Below are 26,219 nucleotides of genomic sequence, written 5' to 3' on the forward strand. Positions count from 1 at the left end.
CGGCGACCCGTCCGCCCTCGGCGGACGTCGCCCCTTCGGCGCCAAGCGGTCGAGGGTTGCCTTGATGGCCCGCTCGACATCCTCCTGAGCAGGCGGATGGTCCGACGGAACGCGGCGTCCTGGCTGCTTCGATCGGCTCGTGTCGCTGCGCTTCGGCATGCCGGCAAGCGTACCAGACTCAAACCGATCCGGCGATGAGGCTATTTCGCGACGGTTAATGTGTGCTGCCGCGGATGTGAAAACCCGCAACTCTGGATCCGTCTGCCGGGAGACTGGATGTCGTGAGAGCCGCCTCCCCGCTTATGCTTGCGAGGCCAGGGCTCTGCCGGCGCAGCACTGGATCCCGCCCGCGGCGGCCCGGGGCGGCACACGCGAAAGTTGCGTTGATGTTTGCTGATACCTCGCCGGACGGGGAGAAACCGGGTGCGGCGGCGCTCAAGCGCCTGTCGGACCAGCGACCGATCGCGCAGACTTCCGGAATGGCCAGTCCAGAAGACCGGACGCGTAGAGTGCTGCCCAGACCAGCACGGGCTGAAAGGCGAGACGCGGCCCGTGATACCACCAGGAATCCGGCAGGCCCTCCACGTGGATGCCTTCCAGGGCCTGTTTGAGATTGGCCGGAAAGACGCAGATTGCGTAGAGCGCCAGCCCGAGACCGGCCGCCCGCCGCAGACGCGGTGTCATGAGCGCGACGGCGCCCGCAATTTCGCACAGGCCCGTGGCGAGAATGACGAGACGAGGCTCCGGCACCCAGTCCGGCATGATCGGCATGAGTTTCTCGGGGGCCGCGATGTGGACCGCCCCGATGCCGCCATAGAGCAGAATCAGGGCTCGGCGCAGCCAGGTTCGGCCTCCCTGCCTTGTCATGGGATGGTCTCCACCGCGACCTCGCACGCGGCCGCGACCCGCGCGCGGAGCGCGCGCGCGAGGCTCGCCACGGCCGGGTGGGCGGCGCTGGCGAGGACGGTCGCGCCGATGGCCTCGACGGGCGCCAGGAGCCGCAGGGAGTTCGTGAGGAAGACCGCGTCGGCGCGCAGCAGGGTGTCGAGCGTCAGGGAGCGTTCCTGGCACGCGAGCGCGCAGGCGGGCGCGAGGCGCAGGATCTCCGCGCGGACGATCCCGTCGAGCACGCCGTCGGTGAGCGGCGGGGTGACGAGGCGCCCGTCCAGGATCGCGAACAGGTTGCCGGTCCCGCCGCAGGCGACGGCGTCCTTCGTGTTGCGGAACAGGGCCTCGTCGAAGCCGTGCTCCGCCGCTTCGCGGGCGGCGAGCACCGCGTCGAGATAGCCCAGCGTCTTCAGGCGGGCCGTCGGCGCGGTGTCGTTGCGGCGGATCTGCGTCGGCCAGAGGCGCAGGGGCGCGCCCGCGAGGCCGGGCGCGAGCGGGCCCGCGCTGGCGAACAGGGTCGGGCGCGGCTCGGCCGGGGGCTTCAGGCCGCGGGGGCCGGAGCCCCGGGTCACCGTGGTGCGGATCGCGGCTTGCGGGAACTGCGCCGCCAGGGCCCGCATCGCCTGATCGATCCGCGCGGGCTCGACCGTGAAGCCGAGGGCGGCGGCGGCCGCGACGAGGCGGTCCCGGTGGGCGGCCGCGAAGGCGACGCGCCCGTTCAGGGCGAGCGCCGTGTCGAACACCCCGTCGCCGAGGAGGAGCCCGCGGTCTCCGAGATCGAAGGGCGCGCGCGGGTCCTCGCTCAGCGCTCCGTCACGCCACAGCATCGCGGCGCGCCTCGGCGGTGTCGCGGGCCCCCGTCTCCCGCCAGCCGCGGGCGAGGTCGAGGAAATTGCCGAAGAGCGCGTGCCCGTTCTCGGTCAGCACCGATTCCGGGTGAAACTGGATGCCGTAGGTCGGGTGCTCCCGGTGGGACAGCGCCATCACCTCGCCCTCCGCCGAGACCGCGTCGACCGAGAGCTGGCGCTCCATCCCGGGCTGGGGCGTCACGATCAGGGAATGGTAGCGCCCGACCTGCATCGGGGCGGGCAGGCCGGAGAACAGCGCCCGGCCCTCATGGGTCACGGGCGTCGCCTGCCCGTGGAGCGGGCGCAGCGCCCGCTCCACCCTGCCCCCGAAGGCCGCGCCGATCGCCTGGTGGCCGAGACAGACCCCGAGGATCGGAACCTCTCCGGACAGCGCCTGGATCGCCGGCAGGGAGATCCCGGCCTCGGCCGGCGTGCAGGGGCCGGGCGAGATCACCATCGCGTCGGGGGCGAGCGCCCGGATGCCCGCGACGTCGAGGGCGTCGTTGCGCACCACGCGAACCTCCTGGCCGAGCTCCTCCAGGTAGCGGACGACGTTGAAGACGAAGGAATCGTAATTGTCGATGACGAGGATCATCGCGCCGCCCCGCTCGGGTCCGTCGCATCCGGGGCACCCCCGGCGGGGGCACCCCCGCACGGGGCACTCCCGCACGGGGCCTCCCCGAAGGCCTCGAAGACGCGGGCGGCCTTGGTGAGGGTCTCCTCGTATTCGGGGCCGGGCTCGGACAGGAGCGTCACGCCCCCGCCCGCCTGGAGCACGGCCGTGGTCGCGTTCATGAACACGGTGCGGATCGCGATGGAGGTGTCGAGCGCGCCGTCGAAGCCGATGCGGCCGATGGCGCCGCAATAGAGTTCGCGCGCATCCCCCTCGATCTCCGTGATGATGTCCATGGCCCTGAGCTTCGGCGCACCCGTGATCGAGCCGCCCGGGAAGGTCGCGGCGATGAGGTCGAGGGCGTCCATGCCTGCCCGCAGGGTGCCGACGACCACCGAGACGAGATGGTGGACCGAGGCGTAGGATTCCAGGCCGCAGAGCACCGGCACCGCGACGCTGTGCGGCTCGCAGATCCGCGAGAGATCGTTGCGCAGCAGGTCGACGATCATGATGTTCTCGGCCCGCTCCTTCGGGTTGGCCTGGAGCGCCGCGCCGAGCGCCCGGTCGGCCTCCGGGTCGCCCACCCGCCGCACCGTGCCCTTGATCGGCCGGGTCTCGACGCTGCGGCCGTCGAGCTTCAGGAAGCGCTCGGGGGAGCTCGAGGCCACCGTCAGGCCCTCGAAGGCGAGATAGGCCCCGAAGGTCGCGGGGTTGGTCTCGCGCAGGCGATGATAGAGGGCGAAGGGGTCGAAGCCCGGCGGCAGGTCGGCCACGAAGCGCTGGGCGATATTGGCCTGGTAGATGTCGCCGGCCCGGATGTAGTCGCGCACCCGCTGGACCGCCGCCTCGTAGGCGGCCCGGTCGAAGTTCGAGCGCCAGGCGAGGGGCCGGGGCACGGGCGCGGGGTTCGGCTGGGCGGGGTTCGGCTCGGTGGGCGCCGCGAGAAGGCGCGCGAAGGCGTCGAGCCGCGCCTCGGCCCGCGCCCGGCGGGCATCCGGCTCGGTCTCCGGGAAGCCCGTGGCGACGAGCCGGCAGGTGCCGGCCTCGTGGTCGAGCGTCAGCACCGTGTCGTAGAGGTTGAAGGCGATGTCGTCGGTCAGGCCGGCGCGCCGGGCCGGCACCGCGACGCGCTCCAGGGACTGGCCGAGATCGTAGGCGAAATACCCGATGGCGCCGCCCGGGAACGCGTGCTCCGCCTCCGGCGCCAGCCGGTAGGGGGCAAGGCAGGCGCGCAGGGCCTCGATCGGCCCCCCGGGGAGCGGCCGCCCGTCGAGGCTCGCCTGCCCGGCGCGGTAGCGGAAGCGCCCGAAGGGGTCGGCCGCCACGGTGGAGCTCCGCCCGAGCGTATCGTGATGCATCGCGCTGTCCAGGAAGGCGAGGCCGGGCAGGCGGGCCAGGCGCTCGGCCGCCGCCATCGCGTCGAGGTACGGAATCTCACGGGTCCACATGTCGTCCGGACTTCGCTTCGCCTCGTGTCGCGCCCCTTGCGGGGCTCGTGTCGCGCCCTTGCGGGGCGCGTGTTGCGCCCTTGCGGGGCGCGTGTTGCGCCCCAAACGGCGCATGTCGCGCTCCTCGAGGGCCACCGCTTCCACCGGGCCGGCCGCGGCCGGTCCCGTCCGCCACGCCTTGCACAGGCGAGGCCGCGGGGAAAGCCGGCACGGCGTCGCCCGCTGCGCGAGGGGGCTGCGGGCGGCGCATCGCCGGGAGTGCCCTGCCCTGATGTGGTGGCTTCGGGGTCGGCCTCAAAGTCCTGATCCGACACGGCAAAGCTTCGCTCCAGCCCCGCGCCGGCGTCACGCCGCCCCTGTCGCGGCGAGGCTCGCCTCGCCGCGGCAATCCCGGTATAGGGCCGGACGAATCCCGGGATCCTCCTGATCGTCACGGCCGGCGCGGCGCGCGCCCGACCCTGCGGCGATCGTGCCGCACGAGCCGCCATGACCCTGTCCCCATCGCCCTCCCCCGCGCCCGGCTCGAAGGCCGCGGCGCCCCGCATCTCCTTCGTCTCGCTCGGCTGCCCGAAGGCCCTGGTCGATTCCGAGCGCATCCTCACCCATCTGCGCGCCGAGGGCTACGAGCTGTCGCGGCGCCATGACGGGGCGGATGTCGTCATCGTCAACACCTGCGGATTCCTCGATTCGGCCAAGGCGGAATCGCTCTCGGCGATCGGCGAGGCGATGGCGGAGAACGGCCGGGTCATCGTCACGGGCTGCATGGGGGCGCAGCCGGACGAGATCCGCGAGAAGTACCCGAACCTCCTGGCGGTCACCGGGCCCCAGGCCTACGAATCGGTGGTGGCGGCGGTGCACGAGGCGGTGCCCCCGGCCCACGACCCGTTCCTCGACCTGATCCCGCCCCAGGGCGTGAAGCTGACGCCGCGGCACTACGCCTATCTGAAGATCTCGGAGGGCTGCAACAACCGCTGCACCTTCTGCATCATCCCCTCCCTGCGGGGCGACCTCGTCAGCCGCCCGGCGGCCGAGGTGCTGCGGGAGGCCGAGAAGCTCGTGAAGGCCGGCGTCAAGGAACTCCTCGTCGTCTCGCAGGACACCAGCGCCTACGGCCTCGACACCCGCTACGCCCCGAGCACCTGGCAGGACCGGGAGGTGCGGGCCCGCTTCTACGACCTCGCCCGGGAGCTCGGCACCCTCGGGGCCTGGGTGCGCCTGCACTACGTCTACCCCTATCCCCATGTCGACGAGGTCATCCCGCTGATGGCCGAGGGCAAGATCCTGCCCTATCTCGACATGCCGCTGCAGCATGCCAGCCCGAGCGTGCTCCGGCGCATGCGCCGCCCCGGCAACCAGGAGCGCCAGCTCGACCGGATCCGGCGCTGGCGCGAGATCTGCCCCGATCTCGCGATTCGCTCGACCTTCATCGTGGGCTTCCCCGGCGAGACCGAGGCCGAGTTCGAGGAGCTGCTGGCCTGGATCCGCGAGGCCAGGCTCGAGCGGGTCGGCTGCTTCACCTACGAGCCCGTGCGGGGCGCCGTCGCCAACGATCTCGGCGACCCGATCGCGCCGGAGCTTCAGGCCGAGCGCAAGCGCCGGTTCATGGAGACGCAGGCCGCCGTGTCGGCGCGCCTGCAGAAGGCGAAGGTGGGCAAGCGTCTCCCCGTCATCATCGACGAGGCCGGCCAGGGCCTGGCCAAGGGCCGCTCGAAATACGACGCCCCCGAGATCGACGGCGCCGTCCACGTCGCCTTCCGGCGACCGGTGCGCGCCGGTGACATCGTCACGGTGAAGATCGAGCGGGCCGACGCCTACGACCTGTACGGCACGGTGGCGTAGGGGCCGCCGGCACGGGGCCCCGCCCGCTGCGGCGAGCGGGACCCCTCTTGAATGCGGCCCTCAGGCGTTCTTGCGCGAACGGTGGTTCGGGTCGACGCCGCCCTCGGGGGTGGTCTCGTTCTCGACATCGCCCTCGAAGGTCGAATCCGCCTCGAGGTCTTCCGGGTCGCCCCCCGACAGGGTCATGCCCTTCGAGGTGCCGATGCCCGGGTTGCCCTTGAGGTCGGCATCGGTCGGGCGCTCCGTCTTGGGGTGCTTCGTCGACATGCTGTCTCCTGCTGGGGTTGCTCTCCCGGGACCAACGCGGGCCGCAGGATCGGGCCGATGCGGCGGTTCGCCGCCCGTGATCCCGTGATCCTGGAATTTTCCGAACCCGGGATCCTTCGACCCCAGGATCCTTCGACCCCAGGATCCTTCGACCCCAGGATCCTTCGACCCCAGGATCCTTCGACCCCAGGATTGTCCAACCCCGAGATCCTGCAGCCTCAGGTTCCGGTGATCGCCGCGCTCGCGATCCGGAGGACGCCCGCCGCCGCCATCTCGGCCCAGGCCCGGGCCACGGAGCCGTCCCGGTCGATGCCCCGCACCGCGTCCTCGACCACGAGCGTCTCGAATCCCTCGGCCCGGGCGTCGAGGGCGCTCCACAGCACGCAGTAATCGGTGGCGAGGCCGCACAGGAACAGACGCCTCAGGCCCCGCTCCCGCAGGTAGCCGGCAAGCCCCGTGCGGGTGCGGCGGTCGGCCTCCAGGAAAGCCGAGTAGCTGTCGACGAGCGGCGCGTGGCCCTTGCGGATCACGAGGCCGGCCCGGGTGGCGTCGAGGCCGGGGGCCAGCTCCGCCCCCGCGGTGCCCTGCACGCAATGCTCCGGCCACAGCACCTGCGGGCCATAGGCCAGCGCCACCGTGTCGAAGGGCGCCCGGCCCGGATGGCTGCCCGCGAAGGAGGCGTGGCCCGGAACGTGCCAATCCTGCGTGACGACCACGTGCGGGAACAGGCCGATCAGCCGGTTGATCGGCCCGATCACCCGGTCGCCCTCCGGCACCGGGAGCCGGCCCCCCGGCAGGAAGTCGTTCTGCACGTCGATGACCACGAGAACGTCGCCGGGCTCGAGGATCATGGCCGCCTGCCTCCCTCCGCTGCCGGGGCCGCCCCGGGCCCCGCCGATGCCGGGATACCGGTATCCTTGGATCCCGATATCCTTGGATCCTGGTATCTTTGGATCTGGAGATCCCGGGATTCCGCGATCAGGGGATCATCACGGTGGATCCGGTGGTCTGGCGCCCGGCGAGGTCGCGATGCACCTGCGGCGCCTCGGCGAGCCTGTAGCGGGCGTGGACCGGGATCCTCACGGCCCCGCTCCTGACCACCCCGAACAGGTTCTCGGCCATCCGGTCGAGGACCGGGCGCTGGCTCGCATGGGTGAAGAGCGTCGGGCGGGTGGCGTAGAGGGAGCCCTTCTGGGCCAGGATGCCGATGTCGAAGGCCTCGATCGGGCCCGAGGCCGAGCCGAAGCTCACGAAGGTGCCGAGCGGCGACAGACAGTCGAGGGAGGCCGGGAAGGTGGCCTTGCCGACCCCGTCATAGACCACCGGCACGCCCTTGCCGTCGGTGATCTCCCGCACCCGCGCGGCGAAATCCTCGTCCCGGTAGAGGATGACGTGGTCGCAGCCATGCGCCCTGGCGAGCTCGGCCTTCTCGGGGGAGCCGACGGTGCCGATCACGGTGGCGCCGAGATGCTTGGCCCATTGGCAGGCGATGAGGCCGACGCCCCCGGCGGCGGCGTGGAACAGGATGGTGTCGCCGGCCTTCACCGGGAAGGTCCGGTGCAGCAGGTACTCGGCGGTGAGCCCCTTCAGCATCATGGCGGCGGCGGTGGCGTCGTCGATGCCCTCCGGCACCTGCACGGCGGCGGCCGCGGCGATCAGGGGCTCCTCCGCGTAGGTGCCCTCGCCCGAGCCGTAAGCGACCCGGTCGCCGACCTTGAAGCCCGTGACCCCCTCGCCCACGGCCGTGACCTCGCCCGCCCCCTCCTTGCCGGGCGTGAAGGGCAGCTGGGCCGCCTTGTAGGCGCCGGTGCGGAAGTAGATGTCGATGAAGTTCACCCCGATCGCGCCCTGGCGCACCCGGATCTGGCCGGGGCCCGGCTCGGCGCGCGGAACCTCCGCGTAGGCCATCACCTCGGGGCCGCCATACTCCTGAACTCGGATCGCCTTCGGCATCGTGAACTCCTCGACAGCGCGGCGCGGGGCCGGACCGCCCGCGGGGCGGCGCGTGGTGAGATAAGGGCCGTCCGGAGCGGGGCAATGCCGGATCCGGGCCCTGGCGCCATCTCATGTCCTCCCCACGCCACGCGGCTTCGCCCCCGCGCGCCGTTCGGCGCCGGGGGCATGGCCCGCTGCTCGTTGCCCAGGGGACGCGGGACGCCGCGAGACCACGTGAGCGTTTGGACGTGAGGCCGGTCTCCCGGCGTCCCGCGGCGGCCCCGAAGGACCGCCGTCACGCGTCGCGGTGTCTCCGACCGGTCGCGACCTGCGCCATCGATTCCCGGGTTCGTGACGACCCCGGCAAGATCAGAGCGAGGCTCCGCCGCACGCCGCCTCGTAATGGGCGCCGCCGCAGTCTCTGTCGCTACCCCCCAGACGAGGGTCGGGATCGCCGGGCATTTCCTCCCGGCGCCCCGCCACAGGCCGAGCAGGCGTCGCGTCGCACCCGTCGCCCGGGGCGGTGATGGCCGAGACCACCGACGCGGGCACCGCCCGGCCACACGGCCCGCCCGGTCGGCCCCGGGCAGGCCCCCTCGGATCGAGGTGGCCGGTAACGGACAGGAAGCACGAATTAGGATTATTGTCAAGAACTTTCGGGGAACGACAGGGGATTTCGGTCGGCTCCGTTCGGGCGCCTCCCGGTCGGCGGCGGGCGCGATCCGCGCCTCCTGACGATTTTGTGTCTACGCCGCCGCGCGGGCGGGTAACTCTTTCAACCATTTTGCGCCAAGGTGCCGGTGCCCGCTTCTCTGAGGACCGGGACGTCTGTGCCCGCCGATCCGGCACCCCCCCTCGGCTCGGCCCGGCGGGCACAGATTGCAGCCGGCCGATCCCCGGGACCGAACGTCGCCGGGCCGAGACAGCGGCGCCGCATCGTCCTAGATCAGCGCGAGGCGCCAGGGCCCGACCCGCCCGCAGCGCCGCCGCCAGGATCATGCCGGTGACCATCTTGCCCGACACCACGCCGTCCGCCCCGCCCTCCTCCGCCTTGCCTCCCTCCACCTCGCCCCGGTTCGAGGTCGCCGTGGTGGGGGCCGGCGCGGCCGGGCTCGCGGCCGCCCTGGCGCTGGCGCGGGAGGGCATCGCCACGGCCCTGATCGGGCGCCACGCCCCCGTGGCGGACGGGCGCACGGTGGCGCTCCTCGACGGCTCGGTGCGCTTCCTCGACGCCCTCGGGGCCTGGGCGGCGATCGCCCCGCACGCGGCGCCGCTTGCCGAGCTCCACATCGTCGACGACACCGGCAGCCTGTTCCGGCCGCCCCCGGCCCGGTTCCGGGCCGGCGAGATCGGCCTCGCGGCATTCGGCTGGAACGTCGAGAGCGCCCGCCTCGTCGAGAGCCTGCGCGCCCGCGCCCGCGCCACCCCGGGCCTGACCCTGCTCGAGAGCGACGCGGCGGGCTGCCTCCGGGGCGAGGCGGCGGCCGAGCTGACCCTCGCAGATGGGGGCCGGGTCGCGGCCCGGCTCGTCGTCGGCGCCGACGGGGCGCGCTCGCCCTTGCGCGCCGGCTCGGGCCTGCGGGTGCGGGACTGGTCCTACCCCCAGGCCGCCCTCACCACCCTCCTGGCCCACACCCTGCCGCACCGGGACGTCTCGACCGAGTTCCACACCCGCCAGGGGCCCTTCACCCTGGTGCCGCTGCCGGGCGGCCACCGCTCCAGCCTGGTCTGGGTCACGGGCGCGGGCGCGGCGCGCCGCCTCGCGGATCTGCCCGATGCCGCGCTCGCCGCCGCCATCGAGGACCAGGCCCAGCGCCTCCTCGGCGCCCTGCGGATCGACGGCCCCCGCGGCCTCGTGCCGATGCGGGGCCTCGCGGTGGAGAATCCGGTCGCGCATCGCCTCGTGCTGATCGGCGAGGCCGCCCATGTCTTCCCGCCGATCGGGGCGCAGGGGCTGAATCTCGGCCTGCGCGACGCCGCCGCCCTCCGCGACGCGGTGCTGGCCGCCGCCCGCGACGGCCGCGACCCCGGGGCCCGCGCGGCGCTGGCCGGCCTCGGCCGCGGCCGGCGCCGCGATGCGGGCCTGCGCACCACCGCGGTCGACGCCCTCAACCGGAGCCTGCTGGCGGACCTCCTGCCGGTGGATGCCCTGCGGGGCCTCGGGCTCCTGGCCATGACGACGATCGGCCCGCTGCGGCGCGTCGTGATGCGCGAGGGCGTGCTGCCGCGCCTCGGCGCCCCGGAGCTGATGCGGGCCGGCACGGCGCGACGGGCCTGAGGGGCGGCGCGCGATGGCAGGGCGCCTCAGCGCCCCGCCATCGCGCGCGTCGCGGCCTCGGCGCGGGGCGCCATCGGGGCGCCCGGGAGGGCACCGGCGGAGATCGGGCCTGACGGGATCGTGCCGGTCGCCGGGGCCAGGTCCGGGCGCTGGTCCGGCCCTTGCCCCGACACCGCCGCCGGCGTGCCGGCGGGCGTCAGCCCCGCGAAGGCCGTGCCGGCGCGGCCGAGGCGCTCGCCATGGGCGAAGAGCGCCTGCATGTAGGTCGGATCGAAGGGCGTCGCGGTGGTCTGGCCGAAGCGCCCGTCGATCTCCGCCACCTGCAGGTCGAGGCCGGTCCGGTCGGCGAAGCGGCCGGCGAGCGCGAGGCTCGCCTTGGTCTGCGCCTTGATGGCCGCCGACATGGCGCGCCCGAGGACGCTCAGCGTCGTGCGGGTCGCCATCTGGAAATCCGGCGCGAGCTTGTTGTTGACCACGAGGTAGACCCTGCGCGCCGGGATCCTGACCTCGGCCTCGCCGGTCAGCGCCGGGCCCGGCGCGAGGTAGAACGGGCCGGTGGTGCCGCCATCGGCATGCATCTCCTGGAAGGTCTTGCCGCCGGGGCTCACCGCGTCGACCATCACGGGCGGGAACACCCCGGGCACCGCCGAGGAGGCCAGGATCACGGCGCGGAACAGGGCGAGCGCCCTGGGGCCGCCGACGGAGGCGATGGCGCCCATGTCCCAGAGGACCGGGCGCTCGGCATCGACCTCGGTGGTCGCCACGAGGAGGCGCCGGCCCTTGGCGTGCTCGGCCGCCACCGCCTTGAGGAGCGCCGGGCTCACTGCCCGGTCGATCCGGCGCTTCAGCGGCCAGGTGTCGGTGAGCGCCTCGCTGGTGCCGCCGAACTCGAACACGTCCGCGGCCGAGATGGTGGTGTAGGCGTCCCGCAGGACGGGATCCTCGACCGGGCCCACGAAGGCGAAGGGGGCGATCAGCGCCCCCGTGCTGACCCCCGTGATCACGCCGAAATCCGGCCGGGTGCCGGCCTGGCTCCAGCCGCTGAGGAGGCCCGCCGCGAAGGCGCCGTTCTCGCCGCCCCCCGAGAGGACGAGCCAGGGCCGGGCCGCCGCGCCGGCGCCGTCGATGAGCGCCTGGAAGGCCTGGGCATCGTCGCCCGCGATCCGGAGCGTGCCGCGCAGGCCCTCGGGCCGGGCGGCGCTCAGCTCGCCCGCCGTGAAGGCCACGCGGGCGCCGGGGCCCACTTGCGGCGCGGCGCGGCCGGGGCCCGCGAGGCTCGCCTGCGGCGTGCCGGCGCCGAGCGTCAGCACTGCAGCGCACATCAGGATGTGCCGCTTGATCAGTCCGGACATGGCCTTCGTCCCTGGTCGAAATACCCGCCTCGGTAGAAAAAACTCAAGCTTTGCGGCCCAGTTCCAGCCTCGGGCCCCGGTCGGCGGCGCTCCGGTCGGCGGGGTGCGGCGCCGCACGCGGGGCCGGCGGGCCGGTTCGGCGCCCCCGCCGCCGATCGGGGCTTTGCGTCGGCGCTGCCCTTGCACTAGGCGGGAGCCGCGGCCCGCCTGTGATCGGCCGCCCACGATCCAGCCGGGATCGACGGATCTTGAGGAGCCCGAGACGCCGATGAAACTGCCGCGCCGCTTCTTCCAGCCCCTCGCCACCGGCGCGCCGGCCCCGTTCCGGGACCTGCCGGTGCAGCTCGAGCGGATGATCCACTTCGTGCCGCCCCACAATGAGAAGGTCCGGGCGCGCGTGCCCGAGCTCGCCAAGACCGTGGACGTGGTGCTCGGCAACCTCGAGGACGCGGTCCCGGCCGACCAGAAGGAGGCGGCCCGCAAGGGCTTCGTCGCCATGGCGCGCGACACCGATTTCGCGGCCTCGGGCACCGGCCTGTGGACCCGCATCAACGCGCTCAACTCGCCCTGGATTCTCGACGACCTGTTCGAGATCGTCGCCGCGGTCGGCGACAAGCTCGACGTCGTGATGGTGCCCAAGGTCGAGGGGCCGTGGGACATCCACTACATCGACCAGCTGCTGGCCCAGCTCGAGGCGCGCCACGGCGTCGCCAAGCCGATCCTCGTCCACGCCATCCTGGAGACCGCCGAGGGCGTGGCCAATGTCGACGCCATCGCCTGCGCCTCGCCGCGCATGCACGGGATGAGCCTCGGCCCGGCCGACCTCGCGGCCTCGCGCGGCATGAAGACCACCCGGGTCGGCGGCGGCCACCCGGATTACCGCGTCCTCGCGGATGCGGCGGGCGAGGCGGCCCGCGCCTCGGCCCAGCAGGACCTCTGGCACTACACCATCGCCAAGATGGTCGATGCCTGCATGGCGAGCGGCATCAAGGCCTTCTACGGCCCCTTCGGCGACTTCTCGGATTCGGAGGCCTGCGAGTCCCAGTTCCGCAACGCCTTCCTGATGGGCTGCGCCGGCGCCTGGACCCTGCATCCGAGCCAGCTCGCCATCGCCAAGCGGGTCTTCGCCCCCGATCCGGCCGAGGTCGCCTTCGCGTCGCGCATCGTCGAGGCGATGCCGGACGGCACCGGCGCGGTGATGCTCGACGGCAAGATGCAGGACGACGCCACCTGGAAACAGGCCAAGGTCATCGTCGACCTCGCCAGGCTCGTGGCCCGGAAGGACCCGGATCTGGCCAAGACCTACAACCTCCAGGGGTAGGTCCCCGCCCCGCTCGGCATCCCCCGAACCGAAACGCGCCCGCGCCTCATCCAGCGATGACAAGGCGCGGGCGCGCGCCTATCTAGACGAACATGACCGACCAGAGCATGAAAACCGCGAAGTTCGGGCTCGGTGCCGTGGTGCGCCACCGGATCTACCCGTTCCGGGGCATCGTCTTCGACGTGGATCCGGTGTTCGACAACACCGAGGAATGGTGGCTCGCGATCCCCGAGGAGATGCGGCCGCGCAAGGACCAGCCCTTCTACCACCTCCTCGCCGAGAACGCCGAGAGCGAGTACGTCGCCTACGTCTCGGAGCAGAACCTCGTGCCCGACACCTCCGGCGAGGCCTTGCGCCATGCCGGCATCGCCGAGGTCTTCGTGCAGGACGCGAGCGGCATCTACCGGGTCCGCGACCGCCACGCGAATTGAGGCGCGCCGGCCCCAGGAACCACGGTTCCGGGAAACGTGATCTCAGGAACGAGAAAGGCCGGGCATCGCTGCCCGGCCTTCGTGGTCTCGGCCCGTTGCCGGACGATCAGGGCTTGGGAGCCGCGGTGGCGCCGCCCTTCTCGGATTCGAGCTTCTTGCGCATGTCCTCGCTGCGCTTCTCGAGCTCGGCCTGGAGCTTCTTCTGCTGCTCTTCCAGCACCTTCGGGTCCATGGCCGGGCCGTCGAAGGCCTTGCCGAAGCCGGCCATCGGCACCGCGAAGGTGACCTCGCGCTGGGTCTGGTTCTGGACCGAGACGTTGAGGGTGGTGCCCTTCTTCATCGCGGCGACCACCTCCGGCCCGAGATTGCCGGCCTCGGCGAAGCAGCCGTTCGGGAAGCAGACCGCGAACTTGCCGGTGGTGGGCTGCTGGCCGTCCACCGTGAAGCGGATGCCGGGCTGCAGCAGCAGGCCGAGCGGCAGCAGGTAGCGCACCACGCGCACCTCCTGCTTCGTCTGCGGGTTCTTCATCTCGTAGACGGCGACCGCCAGGACCGGCTGGCCCTGGTCGGAGACGAAGTCGCGGGTGGTGTAGCAGATGTCGGTGCCCGATCCGCCATCCTTGCCGCAGACCTTGGTCCAGTCGGCCTGGCTCGGCTCGGACTTGACGTTGATGGTCTGCGGGCCGGTCTGCTGGGGCTGCTGCGCGGCCGGGGTCGTCGGCGCGGGCGCGGGCGCCGTGGGGGCGGGCGCGGCGGGCTTGCCCTTGGGCTGAGCGAGGGCCGGCCCGGCCAGCAGGCCGCCCCCGAGGGCGAGGCTGCCCGCGAGGGCGATGAACGCGGCGCGCTGCGGGCGCGCCTGGCGGTTGGCGAAGAACATCAGCTTCTGACCCCTTGGAAGTCTCGGGAAGACGAAAAACGTGACGCGGCTCGAGACGCGCACTGCCGCCGTGGCAGGGCCGTCGGCCGGCGCATGCGGGGGCGTCTCGTCCCAGCCCCGCACGCATCCTGCCCAGCGCGGCGCCTCTCGACTCCGCTCGAACGACCGGGCGGCCTGCTTTCCCCCCGAATGAGGCGAAGACATGACACCGCTGCGGTTCCGGCTCCCGGGACGCTCCTGAGCGAGCCACGCCCTGACGCAAGACGCCGCCCGACGCAAGCCCGGGACGATGGGCGCCGGGCCCGCGCGCGCGTCGGCCGCACTTTGAATGCGCGCCCCGCCGGCCGCGCGAGCGCCCGCCGGTGGCGGAATCGGCCCCGAACCCGCGCGCCCGGGGCGGGCGGTTAGGGGGTGGTTAACCTTAAGGTCTCATCAACGGAAGGGCAGCGGGGAGACGGGTGCCAGTGTCGGCCCAGGCGTCGTACAGACCTTTCAGCGACCAGGCCCCGGAGGCCGCGCCAGCCCCCGCCTGGCCGCTCGCCCAAACCTTGCCTGGCCATCCCTTGCCTGGCCACACCTTGCCCGCGCCGTTTGCCGCGGCGCCGGCCGATTCGCCGCGCCAGGAGTCGCCGCGCCAAGAGTTGCCGCGCCCGGACGCCGCCGCGGAGGATTCGTCCCGGGCGGGCGGGGGAGCCCAGCCGGAGGTTCCCCTGCGGCGGACGGGGCTCTGCGCCCTCCTGGCCGCGACCGCGATCCGCCATCCCGCCCGCATCGCCCTGGTGGACGCCGCCGACAAGGCCGCCTGGAGCGGGCGCGCCCCGATGACCTGGACCTACGGGGCGGCGGCCGAGTTCGTGGCCCGCCTCGGCCACGGCCTGCGCGCCTGGCGCCTGCCCCCCGGCAGCCGCATCGGTCTGGCGCTGCCCGGCAGCACCGAGGCCCTCGTCGCCCATCTCGCCGTCGAGGCGGCCGGCCACGTCCCCTGCCTGCTGCCGCAGGCCTGGGACGCGGAGCAGCTCCTGGCCGGCATCCAGGCGGCGGGGATCAGCGCCGTCCTGACCCAGGCGCGGCTCGGGCCGAACCGGCCGGCCGAGCGCCTGTGCGGCGTCGCCGCGCGCTATTTCGGCCTGCGCTACCTCGCGGCCTTCGGCCCCGACGTGCCGGACGGCGTGATCAATCTCGACGAGATGGCCCTCGACCGGCGCTCCGCCCCGGTCATCGGCGATACCGGCGGCGGCCTCGTCAGCTTCGCGGGCGGCGATCCGGCCCGGCCGGTGCACCGCCCCGGCGACGCGCTGCTCGCCGCGGCCGCCATCCACCTCATCGCGGCCCGGGTCGGGCCGGGGGAGCGCGTCCTCAGCCTCGTGTCGCCGGGGGACCTGCGCGGCCTCGTCACCGGCCTCGGGGCGGCCCTGATCTCGGGGGCGAGCCTGGAGACCCTGCCGGTCTTCGACGGGCCGGCCTTCGCGGCGGCCCTGCGCCGGCCGGTGCCGACCCACCTCGTGGTCCCGGGCTTCCTCGAACCGGCGCTCGCCGGCCGGCCCCTGCCCGAGACCCTGCGCACGCTCAGCGTCGCCCACCGGGCGCCCTGCCGCCTCACCGGGCGGAGCCTGCGCCCGGGGCCCGGCGCCGCCATCATCGACGTGCTCGCCCTCGACGAGGACCTGGTCCTGTCCTGCGCCCGCGGCGCCCAGGACCTCGCCCTCACCCTCGCGGAGCCCGGGCGCCTCGCGCTTCCCGCCGGCCTCCTCGCCCTCCGGCACGAGCCGGACGGCCGCCTCGCCTACCGGGGCCAGGCCTGCAAGGCGGGTCCGCTGCAGCGCGGGGCAGCCCCCCTGCCGGAGGGCGGCGAGTGGCGCCCGGCGGCCTACCGGCCGAGCCTGTTTGCCGGAACCGCAACCGGCCTGACCGAGGCCTGAGCCCCATCACGCGGTTTTGCGCACCGCCGAAATTTTTTGGTGCATCTGCGTACTGACCCACGCCGCCCCGCGGCGCGACCGCGCCTCCGGCCCGGATCGGTTTTTTCAATCTTATGATTAAAAACGATATTTTACAGCGACTTAAATCGAAGCATTCACGCGCCGCATCAGGCGCTTGATCCGGGCCCGGGCCGCCGGTTCATCCCAGGCTCAGGCACGGCCGGCATCTTCGCACCTGCAATCTCGTCGGCGAACCAAAGTCGCTGCCGTGGGTTATGGCTAGGGTCCCTTCACAAGGGACATGCGATGGGATAACGCTCAAGCTCATGGGTGCGCTGCAACAAGTTCTTGTTGTCGATGACGGCCACCGGGCCGTGGATCATTCCCTCGCCGCCGAGCTCGCCGAGCTCGGCTACGCGAGCGTCACGGCGTCGCTCGAGGCGGCCGAGGACGTGCTGGCCGTGATCGCCCGCCCCGCCGCCATCCTGCTCCAGACCTCCCGGCGCGGCGGCTCCGGCTTCGCCCGCCGCGCGGCGGCGTTGCGCGCCCAGATGCGCGACGCCGGCATCCCGGTGATCCTCGTCGACGAGGCGACCGGCCGGCATGCCGGGCCCCCGGTGGACCTGAAGAGCCGGATCGGCCCCTACGTCCTGAACGAACCCGAGCTCTGAGGCCTCCCGCCCGGATCCGGCGCGGGAGCGCCGAATCCCGCTTGCGCGGCCTTCATGTTTCCCCGCTCACGCGGCCTTCTTGCCGCCCCGGGCCGCGATCTTGGCGAGGCTGCGCAGGATCTGGGTCGTCACCTTCAGGCGCTCCGGGACCGAATCCAGCTCGCGGATGAAGACGATGCTCATGTCCGGGCGCACCTTGGCGAAGGAGGCCTGCTCGGCCACGTAGGCGACGAGTCCCTGCGGGTTGGCGAAGGCCTTGTCGCGGAAGTGGATGACGACGCCCTTGGGGCCGGCCTCGACCTTCTCCACGTTGGTGTCGCGGCACAGGATCTTGATCGTGACGATCCGCAGGAGCTGCTCCACCTCCGGCGGCAGGGGCCCGAAGCGGTCGATCAGCTCCGCCCCAAAGCTCTCCATCTCGGCGTCGTTCTCGAGCGTCGAGAGGCGGCGGTAGAGGCCGAGGCGGACGCCCAGATCCTCGACGTAATCCTCCGGAATCGTCACCGGCGCCCCGAGCGCGATGGTGGGCGACCACGCCTCCTCCACGGGCTCGTCGATGCCGGCCTTGAGGGCCGTCACGGCATCCTCCAGCATCTGCTGGTAGAGCTCGTAGCCGACCTCCTTGACGTGGCCGGATTGCTCGTCGCCCAAGAGGTTGCCGGCGCCCCGGATGTCGAGGTCGTGGGAGGCCAGCTGGAAGCCGGCCCCGAGGGTGTCGAGGGTCTGCAGCACCTTGAGGCGCTTCTCGGCCTGGGCGGTGAGCTGGCGGTTCGCCGGCGTCGTGAACAGGGCGTAGGCCCGGGCTTTCGAGCGCCCGACGCGGCCGCGCAGCTGGTAGAGCTGGGCGAGGCCGAACATGTCGGCCCGGTGCACGATCAGGGTGTTGGCGGTGGGGATGTCGAGGCCCGATTCCACGATGGTGGTCGAGAGCAGCACGTCGAACTTGCCCTCGTAGAAGGCCGTCATCACGTCCTCGAGCTGGCCCGCCGCCATCTGGCCATGGGCCACCGCGACCTTGATCTCGGGCATCTCGGCATCGAGGAAGCGCTTCACCTCCGCGAGGTCCTCGATGCGCGGCACCACGTAGAAGGCCTGGCCGCCCCGGTAGCGCTCGCGCAGCAGCGCCTCGCGGATCAGCAGCGGGTCGAAGGGCGTCACGAAGGTGCGCACGGCCAGCCGGTCGACCGGGGGCGTCGCGATGATCGAGAGCTCGCGCACCCCCGTCATGGCGAGCTGCAGGGTGCGGGGGATCGGGGTTGCCGAGAGCGTCAGCACGTGCACGTCGCTCTTGAGGGCCTTCAGGCGCTCCTTGTGGGTGACGCCGAAATGCTGCTCCTCGTCGACGATGATGAGGCCGAGCTCCCGGAACGCGACGCCCTTGGCCAGGAGCGCGTGGGTGCCGACCACGATGTCGACGGTGCCGTTGGCGAGCCCCTCCCGGACCTTCTTCATCTCGGCATTCGGGACGAAGCGGGAGGCCTGCGCCACCTGGATCGGCAGGCCTTTGAAGCGCTCCGCGAAGGTGCGGTAATGCTGGCGCGCGAGCAGGGTCGTGGGCACCACGACGGCCACCTGCCGGCCCCCGATCGCCGCCGCGAAGGCGGCGCGCAGCGCCACCTCGGTCTTGCCGAAGCCGACATCGCCGCAGACGAGGCGGTCCATCGGGCGGCCCGCATTGAGGTCGCCGAGCACGGCGTCGATGGCGTTGGCCTGGTCCTCGGTCTCCTCGAAGGCGAAGCGGGCCGCGAACTCGCCGTAGAGCCCCTCGGGCGCGGCGAGGCGGGGGGCGGGCTTCACGAAGCGCTCCGCCGCGATTCTGATGAGCCCGCCCGCCATCTCGAGGATGCGGCGCTTCATCTTGGCCTTGCGGGCCTGCCAGGCCCCGCCGCCGAGGCGGTCGAGGGGCACCTCGGCATCCTCCGAGCCGTAGCGGGTCAGGAGCTCGATATTCTCCACCGGCAGCAGCAGCAGGCCGCCGGCATATTGCAGCTCCAGGCAATCATGGGGGGCGCCGGCCGCGTGGATGGTCTTGAGGCCGACGAAGCGGCCGATGCCGTGGTCGGCATGGACCACGAGGTCGCCGGGCTGGAGAGCCTGCACCTCCAGGATCACGTCCTGCGGGCGCTTGGACTTGCGCTTCTGGCGCACCAGCCGGTCGCCCAGGATGTCGCCCTCGGCCACCACCGCGAGCTGGCCCGCCGTGAAGCCGGATTCGAGGCCCCAGACCGCCACCGCGATGTCGGTGCCGCGCTTCAGGGCGTAGACGTCCGAGAGGCGCGTGATCGCCACCGGCTTCTTCAGGCCGTGATCGGTGAGCACGCCGCAGAGCCGGTCGCGGGAGCCGTCGGACCAGGATCCGAGGATCACGTGATGACCCGATCCCTGCAGTTCCCGCACATGCGCCACGGTGGCGTCGAACACGCTCGCGGATTCCTCGGCCCGCTCGGGGGCGAAGTTGCGGCCCTGCCGGCCCTCGCAATCGATCACCGCGCGCTCGGGGCTCTCGGGCACCGCGAAGGGCGTCAGCCGGGCGACGCTGGCCCCCGCGACCCGGTCCTTCCACTCGTTCGGAGTGAGGTAGAGGGCGCGCGGCGGCAGCGGCTTGTAGGGGGCGACGCCCGCTTGCGGGGTCTTCAGGGCGCCCTCGCGGGCCTGGAAATAATCCTGGATCAGGGCGAGGCGCTCGGCGACCGCGTCCTCGACCTGCGCGTCGAACACCATCGGCACCCCGGCGACGTAGTCGAACAGGGTGTCGAGCTGCTCGTAGAACAGGGGCATCCAGTGCTCGAGCCCGGCATAGCGCCGGCCCTCGCTCACGGTCTCGTAGAGGCGGTCGTCCCGGGTCGCGGCGCCGAAATGCGTGACGTAGCCCTGGCGGAAGCGCCGGATCGTCTCGGTGGTGAGCTGCACCTCGCTCATCGGCACGAGGTCGAGGGCGCGCAACTGCCCGATGGTGCGCTGGGTCTCGGGGTCGAAGGCCCGGATCGATTCCAGCGTGTCGCCGAAGAAGTCGAGGCGGATCGGGTTCGGCAGCCCCGGCGGCGACAAATCGAGGATGCCGCCCCGCACCGCGTACTCGCCGGTATCGCGCACGGTCCCGGTGCGCAGGAAGCCGTTGGCCTCGACCCAGGCCGTGACCTTGTCCATCGACACCACGTTGCCGATCGCCGCCGAGAAGGTCTCGACCGCGATGCGGGCGCGGGGCGGCACCCGCTGCACCAGGGCGTTGACGGTGGTGCAGAGAATGCGGGGCGCGGTCTCCGACGAGCGCGAGCGGGTGAGGCGCGACAGCGCCGTCATGCGCTGCGCCGCGATGGCGGCGTTCGGCGAGACCCGGTCGTAGGGCTGGCAGTCCCAGGCCGGCACGCTCATGATCTCGAGCTCGGGCGCCACGAATCTCAGGGCGTTCATGAAGGCGTTCGAGCGGCCCGAATCGCGGGCGACGTGGACCAGCACCGCCGGCCCCTCGAAATTCGCGCTGAGCGCCCGGGCGAGGTCGGCCACCACCAGGGCGTCGAAGCCCTCCGGCACGCTCGCGAGCGTCGGGCTGTCGCCGCGCTTCAGCGCCTCGATCGCCCGGGCGAGCGGCCCCGATTTCGGCAGGGCGAAGCGCGCGGCCTGCGGCTTCGGGGCGGCGGGGCTGGGCTTGGGTGCTGACTTGGGTGCTGACTTGGCCATGAGGTCTTCGGTGTGGGGTCGGGCGTCTCTCCGCCCGCTGTCGGGCAGGAGGCGGAGATGGGATGGCGGCGACGCGTCCGGGCTCACGCGGGCGCGGCCCTGGGGCCCCTGGACGGAAGGGGCGGGCGCGGGCCTTCAGCCGTGGATCGGCGCGTCGTGCCTGTGGAACGCCTTGAGGCGCCGGTAGACGCCGGTGTCGTAGTTCTCGGGCACCGGATCCTCGCCGGTGAGCCAGCGGAACAGGTCGCGGTCGGGCACCTCGATCAGGGCCTCGAAGAGGGCGAGCTCGTCCTCGGACAGGGCCCCGATCTCCGCATCGGCGAAGCGGCCCATGATCAGGTCCATCTCGCGGATGCCCCGGTGCCAGGCGCGGAAGAGGGTGCGGCGGCGGCGCGGGTCGAGATCCGCGCTGGTGCGGGTGGTGCCGGACATGAAGCCAAACCTGTGATGCCGTGATCCCCGGATCACCCGATACGGGGATCCCCGGCTCCCGTTATCCTGTGCTGCCCGGAAGGGAAGCTGTGCCGCAGCGGGCGGCGCGTGCAATGGTCTATATAGGGACGCGCGCCCGCCGCACCATCCGTTTTGACGCCATTCCGGCCCCCGCATGACCGTTGCTCCCGCCTCCGCCCGCCCGCCCGCAGAGGCTCAAGGACCGGCCCAAGGACCGGCCCAAGAACCGGTGCGAGAACCCGCGCGGGAGATCGCGCCCGATTCGGCGGGCCCTGCCGCGCCCCTGCGGCCGAGCATCCTCGACGCGCTGTTCGCGCCCGCCCGCGGCCTGCCGGGGATCGGCCCCAAGATGGCGCCCCTGATCGAGCGCCTGCTGGGCACGCCGGAGCAGCCGGCCCGCATCGTCGACCTGCTGTTCCACCTGCCGCAGGGGGGCGTGGCGCGCCAGCTCAAGGGCTCGATCGCCGAGGCGCCCCCGGGCGAGCCCGTGACGGTCGGCGTCACGGTGGTGGCGCACCGGCCGCCCCAGCCCGGGGCGGGGCGGCGCCCGCACCGGGTCCTCGTCGAGGATGCGACCGGCGATGTCAGCCTCGTGTTCTTCGGCATGCCGCGCGCGCGCGTCGAGAAGATGCTGCCCTTGGGCGCCCACCGCTACGTCTCGGGCCGGATCGACCTCTGGGACGGGCAGCGCCAGATGGTGCATCCCTCCCGCATCACCGACGAGGCCGGGCTCGCGAGCCTGCCCGCGGTCGAGCCGATCTACGGCGCCACCGAGGGGCTGACCTCGCGGGCGATCTCGAAGCTCGCCCACGCGGCCCTCGACCGCCTCCCCGTCCTGCCCGAGTGGCAGGACCCGGCCTGGCTCGAGCGCCACGCCCTGCCCCCCTTCGCCGACGCGCTCCGGGCCGAGCACCGGCCGGAGGAGGCCCCCGCCCCCCGGCGCGAGGACGGCACGCCCCCGCCCCGCACGGCCGCGCGCCGGCGCCTCGCCTATGACGAGATCCTGGCCTCGCAGCTGGCGCTGGCGCTCCTGCGGGCGCGCCAGCGCCGCAAGCCCGGGCGCCGCAATGCCGGGGACGGGCAGCTCGCCGGCCGGATCGAGGCCGCCCTGCCCTTCGGGCTCACGGGCGCGCAGGCCCGGGCGGTGGCGGAGATCCGGGCGGATCTCGCCTCGGACCGGCGCATGCTGCGCCTGCTCCAGGGGGATGTCGGCTCGGGCAAGACCGCGGTGGCGCTGCTGGCGATGGCCTCCGCCGTCGAGGCCGGGCGGCAGGCCGTCCTGATGGCGCCGACCGAGATCCTGGCCCGCCAGCATTTCGAGCGCCTCGGCCCGATGGCGGGCCCCTTGCGCCTGCGCCTGATGACGGGCCGCGACCGGGCGCCGGAGCGCCGCGCCACGCTCAACGACCTCGCGGCGGGCGCGATCGACATCCTGGTCGGCACCCATGCGGTGTTCCAGGACAGCGTCGTGTTCCACGATCTCGGCCTCGCGGTGGTGGACGAGCAGCACCGCTTCGGCGTGCACCAGCGCCTCGCCCTGGGGGCCAAGGGCGAGGCGGTGGACTTCCTGGTGATGACCGCGACCCCGATTCCCCGGACGCTCGCGCTCACCTTCTTCGGCGACATGGACGTCTCGATCCTCGACGAGAAGCCCGCCGGCCGCCAGCCGATCAAGACCCTGACGATTCCCGTCGAGCGCATCGACGAGGTGGTGGCGGGGCTGGACCGGGCCCTGGCGCGGGGCGAGCGGGTCTACTGGATCTGCCCGCTGGTGGCCGAATCCGAGTTCATCGACCTCGCGGCCGCCCAGGAGCGCTTCGAGGATCTGCGCCAGCATTTCGGCGCGGCGGTCGGGCTGATCCACGGCAAGATGCCGGGGCCGGAGAAGGATGCCGCGATGGAGCGCTTCGCGGCGGGCGAGACCCGGATCCTCGTCTCCACCACCGTGGTGGAGGTCGGCGTCGACGTGCGGGAGGCCACCATCATGGTGATCGAGCATGCCGAGCGCTTCGGCCTCGCCCAGCTCCACCAGCTCCGCGGCCGGGTCGGCCGGGGCTCGGCCGCCTCCTCCTGCCTGCTGCTCTACCGGGGGCCCCTCGGCCAGGTCGCCCGCGCGCGCCTGGAGATGATGCGCGAGAGCGAGGACGGCTTCCGCCTCGCCGAGGAGGATCTGCGCCTGCGCGGCGAGGGCGAGGTGCTCGGCACCCGCCAATCGGGCCTCGCGGCCTTCCGGCTCGCCAGCCTCGAGACCGATGCCGACCTGCTCGAGGCCGCCCGCGACGACGCCCGCCTCGTGGTCGAGCGCGACCCGGGCCTGCGCACCGCGCGCGGCCGCGCCCTGCGGGTGCTGCTCTACCTGTTCGAGCGCGAGGCCGCGATCCGGCTCCTCGGGGCGGGCTGAAGGCGGGGCGCTCCGGCTCGGGCGCGCGCGCCCGGCCCCCGCGTAACCGCTCCTTAACCCTGCCCGGCGCCTCCTCGGCCGGATCCGGCGGCGGGCCCGCAAAAAAGCCTTCATGGCCCCGCCTCTGGTCCCGACGACGGGCTCCGTTCATCTGCCATACAGATTCGGGGTTGCGGCGCGGGTCTCGGAACGGCATCATACCTTGCCGCGTTCGTGTCCCAATCTTAACGCAACATGAACGAAGGGTTGATTCGATCGGCCCTTGATCGGGAGATGTGGAGGGTATGCCGATGCTGAACGGACCGTTCCAACGCCTGCCGGGGTCCTCCGAGGGCTGGAATCCGACCGCGTGCGAGCCCTGGCTGCTGCCGATCTCCGACACCGAGGCCGCCTCCGCCGTCGGCCCGGACGCGATCGCCCTCGCGGTGCGTCGGGCCACCCGGCCGCTCTGGATCGCCGCCAACGCCCTCTGCGTCGCCCTCGGGCTGCTGCTGGCCGTCGAGACCGCCACGGGCTGGATGAGCGCGGGCCCGGTCGCGCCCGTCACCACCAAGGTGCCGGTGCTCGCCTCCGCCAGCGCCTCCTGAACCGAACCCGCGCGCGCGCCTGAACCGGCGCGGGCGCTCATGCATCCTGCCGCTCGGGTGAGGGCGCGCCCACCTGGGCCGCCCGCAGCCCCGCCGCCATCGCCTGGAGCCGCGTCTGCGGGTCCTCGGGCTGGATCACCCCCGCCGACATCACGAGCTTGGCGGCGTCGTCCACGCTGATCCCGACCTCGATGATGTCGGCGCGCGGCAGGTAGAAGAAGAACCCGGTGGTCGGGTTCGGGGCGCAGGGCAGGAACACCCCGACATAATCGGGGCCGGTCTCGGCCGAGCCCTGCGGCAGGGCCGCCTGCACGTCGGGCGCGGCCGGGGCCGACAGGAACACCACCGACCACGTCCCCTTCACGGGAAATTCCACGAGGCCGACCGTGCGGAACGAGGTGCCGTTTGCCGAGAACAGCGTCTCGAAGATCTGCCGCAGGCCCTTGTAGAGGCCGGAGATCACGGGGGTGCGGGCGAGCAGCACCTCGCCGAACTCGATGACGCTGCGTCCCACGAGATTCGCCGTGAGGAAACCCAGCAGCGTCACCGCCACGAAGGCGATGACGAGGCCGAGGCCCGGGATCGAGAAGGGCAGGTAATGGTCCGGCAGGTAGCTCGCCGGCACCAGCGGCTTCACCCAGCCGTCGATCAGGGTGATGAACCACCAGGTGATGTAGATCGTGATGGCGAGCGGCCCCGCCACGATGATGCCGGTGAGGAAGTAGGTCCGCAGGCGGCCCCGGACGCTGACGCGCTTGCGCGGGCCCGCGGGGTCGAGGTCGGGGATCGGCGGCTGGATCGGCGGGATGGGTGGCGCCACGGTACGGTGTCACTTTCGCGCGCGGGGCAACGGGCTCGGGGCATCGTCGACCTGAGGCAGCGCCCCGAGCTCCGAAGCATCCTCAAGCCAGGGACGCCGGAGGCCGGACCGCCCAGGCGCAGAGAGGTAGCGGTTGCGGGGCGGCGGCTCAAGGCCGATGCGGACCGCCCGCGCACCCGCGCCGCCGACCGGGCGCGGGTGCCGTGAGCCCGGTGGGCCCGGCGGCCCGTCCCACCGTGACGGGGCTCATTCCACCGTGACGGATTTGGCGAGGTTGCGCGGCTGGTCGACGTCTTTGCCCATCACCACGGCCGTGTGATAGGCGATGAGCTGGATCGGCACCGCGTAGACGATGGGGGCGACGGTCGGGTCGAGGTCGGGCATCGTCAGGGTCGCCATGGTCTCGAGGCCGGCCTGCGCCGCCCCCTTGGCATCCCCCACCAGGATGATGCGCCCGCCCCGCGCGGCCACCTCCTGCATGTTCGACACCGTCTTCTCGAAGATCGCGTCGTGGGGCGCGATCACGATCACCGGCACGCTCTCGTCGATCAGCGCGATCGGACCGTGCTTCAGCTCCCCCGCGGCGTAGCCCTCCGCGTGGATGTAGCTGATCTCCTTCAGCTTCAGCGCGCCCTCCAGCGCCATCGGGTAGGCCGTGCCGCGCCCGAGATAGAGCACGTCGCGCGCCTTGGCGATCTCGCGGGCGAGACCCTCGATCTCGCCCTCCTGGCGCACCGCTTCCGCCATCAGCCCCGGCACCGTGATCAGCGCGTCGACCAGGTGGCGCTCCTCGGCCAGGCTCAAATGGCCCCGCGCCCGCCCCGCCGCGATGGCTAGGCACAGCAGCACCGTGAGCTGGCACGAGAACGCCTTGGTCGAGGCCACCCCGATCTCAGGCCCCGCCAGCGTCGGCAGCACCGCCGAGGCCTCGCGCGCGATCGTCGAGGTCGGCACGTTGACGATCGCCAGCGTCGGCTGGCCCTGGCTCTTTGCGTAGCGCAGCGAGGCCAGGGTGTCGGCGGTCTCGCCCGATTGCGAGATCACGAGCGTCAGCCCGTCCGCGTCGAGCGGCGCCTCGCGGTAGCGCGCCTCGGAGGCGACGTCGATCTCGACGGGCAGGCGGGCAAGCTTCTCGAACCAGTACTTGGCCACGAGCCCGGCATAATAGGCGGTGCCGCAGGCCGTGATGGTCAGGCGCGAGAGCTTGGCGAGGTTGAAGGGCAGGGCCTCCGGCAGGGCGACGCGGCTCTCGGCGAGGTCGACGTAGTGGGCCAGCGTGCGCCCGACCACCTCGGGCTGCTCGTGGATCTCCTTGGCCATGAAGTGGCGGTGGTTGCCCTTGTCGACCCGGTAGGCCTGGGCGGCGATGATCTGGCGCGGGCGGGTGACGACCACGCCGGCGATGTCGCGGATCTCGGCGCCCTCGCGCGTCAGGATGGCCCAGTCGCCCTCCTCCAGGTAGGTGATGGCGTCGGTGAAGGGGGCGAGCGCCAGCGCGTCCGAGCCGAGATAGGTCTCGCCCTCGCCGAAGCCGATGGCCAGCGGGGCGCCGTGGCGGGCCCCGATCAGCAGGTCGCTCTCGCCCGCGAACAG

At 72.8% G+C, this 26,219-nt stretch carries 21 protein-coding genes; 8 read left to right on the forward strand and 13 right to left on the reverse strand.

The genetic code is table 11. The annotated features are described in order from the left end of the window. Window positions 1–435: 435 nt before the first annotated feature. The 4 genes from F6X53_RS16450 to pabB are packed head-to-tail and all read right to left on the reverse strand — an operon-like array spanning window position 436 to window position 3,797. Entirely contained in the window at window positions 436–867 is a 432-nt protein-coding gene (locus F6X53_RS16450; protein WP_151001293.1) for a DoxX family protein, read from the reverse strand. Further along, window positions 864–1,715, reverse strand: coding sequence for an aminotransferase class IV (locus F6X53_RS16455; RefSeq protein WP_151001294.1), 852 nt, complete (start codon window positions 1,713–1,715; stop codon window positions 864–866). Before F6X53_RS16455 ends, F6X53_RS16450 begins: the two co-directional genes overlap by 4 nt. Further along, a complete protein-coding gene (locus F6X53_RS16460; RefSeq protein WP_151001295.1) occupies window positions 1,702–2,331 on the reverse strand; it encodes an anthranilate synthase component II in 630 nt (209 codons plus the stop codon). The genes F6X53_RS16455 and F6X53_RS16460 overlap by 14 nt, the downstream gene beginning before the upstream one ends. Beyond that, entirely contained in the window at window positions 2,328–3,797 is a 1,470-nt protein-coding gene (gene pabB, locus F6X53_RS16465; protein WP_151001296.1) for an aminodeoxychorismate synthase component I, read from the reverse strand. Before pabB ends, F6X53_RS16460 begins: the two co-directional genes overlap by 4 nt. Window positions 3,798–4,283: 486 nt before the next feature. Between pabB and rimO the strand changes: the two genes are divergently transcribed. Then, complete coding sequence (gene rimO / locus F6X53_RS16470) at window positions 4,284–5,636, forward strand: 30S ribosomal protein S12 methylthiotransferase RimO (RefSeq protein WP_151001297.1); 1,353 nt, start codon at window positions 4,284–4,286, stop codon at window positions 5,634–5,636. Window positions 5,637–5,696: 60 nt separating this feature from the next. Here the strand turns inward: rimO and F6X53_RS16475 are convergent, their stop codons facing one another. From F6X53_RS16475 to F6X53_RS16485, 3 genes are all read right to left on the reverse strand, one after another. Then, window positions 5,697–5,903, reverse strand: coding sequence for a hypothetical protein (locus tag F6X53_RS16475; protein ID WP_151001298.1), 207 nt, complete (start codon window positions 5,901–5,903; stop codon window positions 5,697–5,699). 218 nt (window positions 5,904–6,121) lie between these two features. Then, window positions 6,122–6,754 carry a bifunctional nicotinamidase/pyrazinamidase gene (gene pncA, locus F6X53_RS16480; protein WP_151001299.1) on the reverse strand — a complete coding sequence of 211 codons (633 nt, stop codon included), beginning with the start codon at window positions 6,752–6,754 and terminating at the stop codon, window positions 6,122–6,124. A gap of 127 nt (window positions 6,755–6,881) precedes the next feature. Next, entirely contained in the window at window positions 6,882–7,856 is a 975-nt protein-coding gene (locus F6X53_RS16485; protein WP_151001300.1) for a quinone oxidoreductase family protein, read from the reverse strand. A gap of 1,033 nt (window positions 7,857–8,889) precedes the next feature. Here F6X53_RS16485 and F6X53_RS16490 point away from each other — a divergent pair. Then, window positions 8,890–10,116 carry an FAD-dependent monooxygenase gene (locus F6X53_RS16490; protein ID WP_373875930.1) on the forward strand — a complete coding sequence of 409 codons (1,227 nt, stop codon included), beginning with the start codon at window positions 8,890–8,892 and terminating at the stop codon, window positions 10,114–10,116. A gap of 26 nt (window positions 10,117–10,142) precedes the next feature. Here F6X53_RS16490 and F6X53_RS16495 read toward each other — a convergent pair whose 3' ends face one another. Then, window positions 10,143–11,468, reverse strand: coding sequence for a patatin-like phospholipase family protein (locus F6X53_RS16495; RefSeq protein ID WP_151001302.1), 1,326 nt, complete (start codon window positions 11,466–11,468; stop codon window positions 10,143–10,145). A 268-nt stretch (window positions 11,469–11,736) separates the two neighbouring features. On the opposite strand from F6X53_RS16495, the gene F6X53_RS16500 reads away from it, so the two are divergent. Then, on the forward strand, window positions 11,737–12,789 hold the full coding sequence (locus F6X53_RS16500) for an HpcH/HpaI aldolase/citrate lyase family protein (RefSeq protein WP_151001303.1): 1,053 nt from the start codon (window positions 11,737–11,739) through the stop codon (window positions 12,787–12,789). 92 nt (window positions 12,790–12,881) lie between these two features. Then, on the forward strand, window positions 12,882–13,220 hold the full coding sequence (gene hspQ, locus F6X53_RS16505; RefSeq protein WP_151001304.1) for a heat shock protein HspQ: 339 nt from the start codon (window positions 12,882–12,884) through the stop codon (window positions 13,218–13,220). 106 nt (window positions 13,221–13,326) lie between these two features. Here hspQ and F6X53_RS16510 read toward each other — a convergent pair whose 3' ends face one another. Then, window positions 13,327–14,097, reverse strand: a complete 771-nt coding sequence (locus F6X53_RS16510) for an invasion associated locus B family protein (protein ID WP_151001305.1) — start codon at window positions 14,095–14,097, stop codon at window positions 13,327–13,329. Window positions 14,098–14,738: 641 nt separating this feature from the next. On the opposite strand from F6X53_RS16510, the gene F6X53_RS16515 reads away from it, so the two are divergent. Beyond that, the gene (locus F6X53_RS16515) at window positions 14,739–16,016 is read left to right on the forward strand and encodes an AMP-binding protein (RefSeq protein ID WP_151001306.1); all 1,278 of its coding nucleotides are present in this window, start codon (window positions 14,739–14,741) and stop codon (window positions 16,014–16,016) included. Window positions 16,017–16,342: 326 nt separating this feature from the next. Continuing rightward, window positions 16,343–16,687: a hypothetical protein gene (locus F6X53_RS16520; protein ID WP_151001307.1), complete on the forward strand. Its 345-nt coding sequence runs from the start codon at window positions 16,343–16,345 to the stop codon at window positions 16,685–16,687. 66 nt (window positions 16,688–16,753) lie between these two features. Here F6X53_RS16520 and mfd read toward each other — a convergent pair whose 3' ends face one another. Both mfd and F6X53_RS16530 read right to left on the reverse strand, forming a co-directional pair. Then, a complete protein-coding gene (gene mfd, locus F6X53_RS16525) occupies window positions 16,754–20,365 on the reverse strand; it encodes a transcription-repair coupling factor (protein WP_151001308.1) in 3,612 nt (1,203 codons plus the stop codon). A 135-nt stretch (window positions 20,366–20,500) separates the two neighbouring features. Then, window positions 20,501–20,797 (reverse strand): FAD assembly factor SdhE, encoded by a 297-nt coding sequence (locus F6X53_RS16530; protein ID WP_151001309.1) that lies wholly within the window; start codon window positions 20,795–20,797, stop codon window positions 20,501–20,503. 250 nt (window positions 20,798–21,047) lie between these two features. Here F6X53_RS16530 and recG point away from each other — a divergent pair, with 250 nt between their 5' ends. Both recG and F6X53_RS16540 read left to right on the forward strand, forming a co-directional pair. Then, window positions 21,048–23,219, forward strand: a complete 2,172-nt coding sequence (recG, locus tag F6X53_RS16535) for an ATP-dependent DNA helicase RecG (protein WP_244965583.1) — start codon at window positions 21,048–21,050, stop codon at window positions 23,217–23,219. Window positions 23,220–23,509: 290 nt separating this feature from the next. Further along, window positions 23,510–23,806 (forward strand): hypothetical protein, encoded by a 297-nt coding sequence (locus tag F6X53_RS16540; protein ID WP_151001311.1) that lies wholly within the window; start codon window positions 23,510–23,512, stop codon window positions 23,804–23,806. A gap of 37 nt (window positions 23,807–23,843) precedes the next feature. On the opposite strand, the gene F6X53_RS16545 is transcribed toward F6X53_RS16540, so the two are convergent. Both F6X53_RS16545 and glmS read right to left on the reverse strand, forming a co-directional pair. After that, window positions 23,844–24,626: a DUF502 domain-containing protein gene (locus F6X53_RS16545; RefSeq protein WP_151001312.1), complete on the reverse strand. Its 783-nt coding sequence runs from the start codon at window positions 24,624–24,626 to the stop codon at window positions 23,844–23,846. Window positions 24,627–24,872: 246 nt separating this feature from the next. Continuing rightward, window positions 24,873–26,219 (reverse strand): glutamine--fructose-6-phosphate transaminase (isomerizing) (gene glmS, locus F6X53_RS16550; RefSeq protein WP_151001313.1); only part of this gene is annotated, 1,347 nt, incomplete at its 5' end.

The organism is Methylobacterium soli (assembly GCF_008806385.1).
In the GTDB taxonomy this organism is placed as follows: Bacteria; Pseudomonadota; Alphaproteobacteria; order Rhizobiales; family Beijerinckiaceae; genus Methylobacterium; species Methylobacterium soli.

Excerpts from the sequence above, each read along its gene's own strand:
- F6X53_RS16450 (WP_151001293.1), bottom strand. The coding sequence starts at position 867 with ATGACAAGGCAGGGAGGCCGAACCTGGCTGCGCCGAGCCCTGATTCTG.
- F6X53_RS16455 (WP_151001294.1), bottom strand. The coding sequence starts at position 1,715 with ATGCTGTGGCGTGACGGAGCGCTGAGCGAGGACCCGCGCGCGCCCTTC.
- F6X53_RS16460 (WP_151001295.1), bottom strand. The coding sequence starts at position 2,331 with ATGATCCTCGTCATCGACAATTACGATTCCTTCGTCTTCAACGTCGTC.
- pabB (WP_151001296.1), bottom strand. The coding sequence starts at position 3,797 with ATGTGGACCCGTGAGATTCCGTACCTCGACGCGATGGCGGCGGCCGAG.
- rimO (WP_151001297.1), top strand. The coding sequence starts at position 4,284 with ATGACCCTGTCCCCATCGCCCTCCCCCGCGCCCGGCTCGAAGGCCGCG.
- F6X53_RS16475 (WP_151001298.1), bottom strand. The coding sequence starts at position 5,903 with ATGTCGACGAAGCACCCCAAGACGGAGCGCCCGACCGATGCCGACCTC.
- pncA (WP_151001299.1), bottom strand. The coding sequence starts at position 6,754 with ATGATCCTCGAGCCCGGCGACGTTCTCGTGGTCATCGACGTGCAGAAC.
- F6X53_RS16485 (WP_151001300.1), bottom strand. The coding sequence starts at position 7,856 with ATGCCGAAGGCGATCCGAGTTCAGGAGTATGGCGGCCCCGAGGTGATG.
- F6X53_RS16495 (WP_151001302.1), bottom strand. The coding sequence starts at position 11,468 with ATGTCCGGACTGATCAAGCGGCACATCCTGATGTGCGCTGCAGTGCTG.
- F6X53_RS16500 (WP_151001303.1), top strand. The coding sequence starts at position 11,737 with ATGAAACTGCCGCGCCGCTTCTTCCAGCCCCTCGCCACCGGCGCGCCG.
- hspQ (WP_151001304.1), top strand. The coding sequence starts at position 12,882 with ATGACCGACCAGAGCATGAAAACCGCGAAGTTCGGGCTCGGTGCCGTG.
- F6X53_RS16510 (WP_151001305.1), bottom strand. The coding sequence starts at position 14,097 with ATGTTCTTCGCCAACCGCCAGGCGCGCCCGCAGCGCGCCGCGTTCATC.
- F6X53_RS16520 (WP_151001307.1), top strand. The coding sequence starts at position 16,343 with ATGGGTGCGCTGCAACAAGTTCTTGTTGTCGATGACGGCCACCGGGCC.
- mfd (WP_151001308.1), bottom strand. The coding sequence starts at position 20,365 with ATGGCCAAGTCAGCACCCAAGTCAGCACCCAAGCCCAGCCCCGCCGCC.
- F6X53_RS16530 (WP_151001309.1), bottom strand. The coding sequence starts at position 20,797 with ATGTCCGGCACCACCCGCACCAGCGCGGATCTCGACCCGCGCCGCCGC.
- F6X53_RS16540 (WP_151001311.1), top strand. The coding sequence starts at position 23,510 with ATGCTGAACGGACCGTTCCAACGCCTGCCGGGGTCCTCCGAGGGCTGG.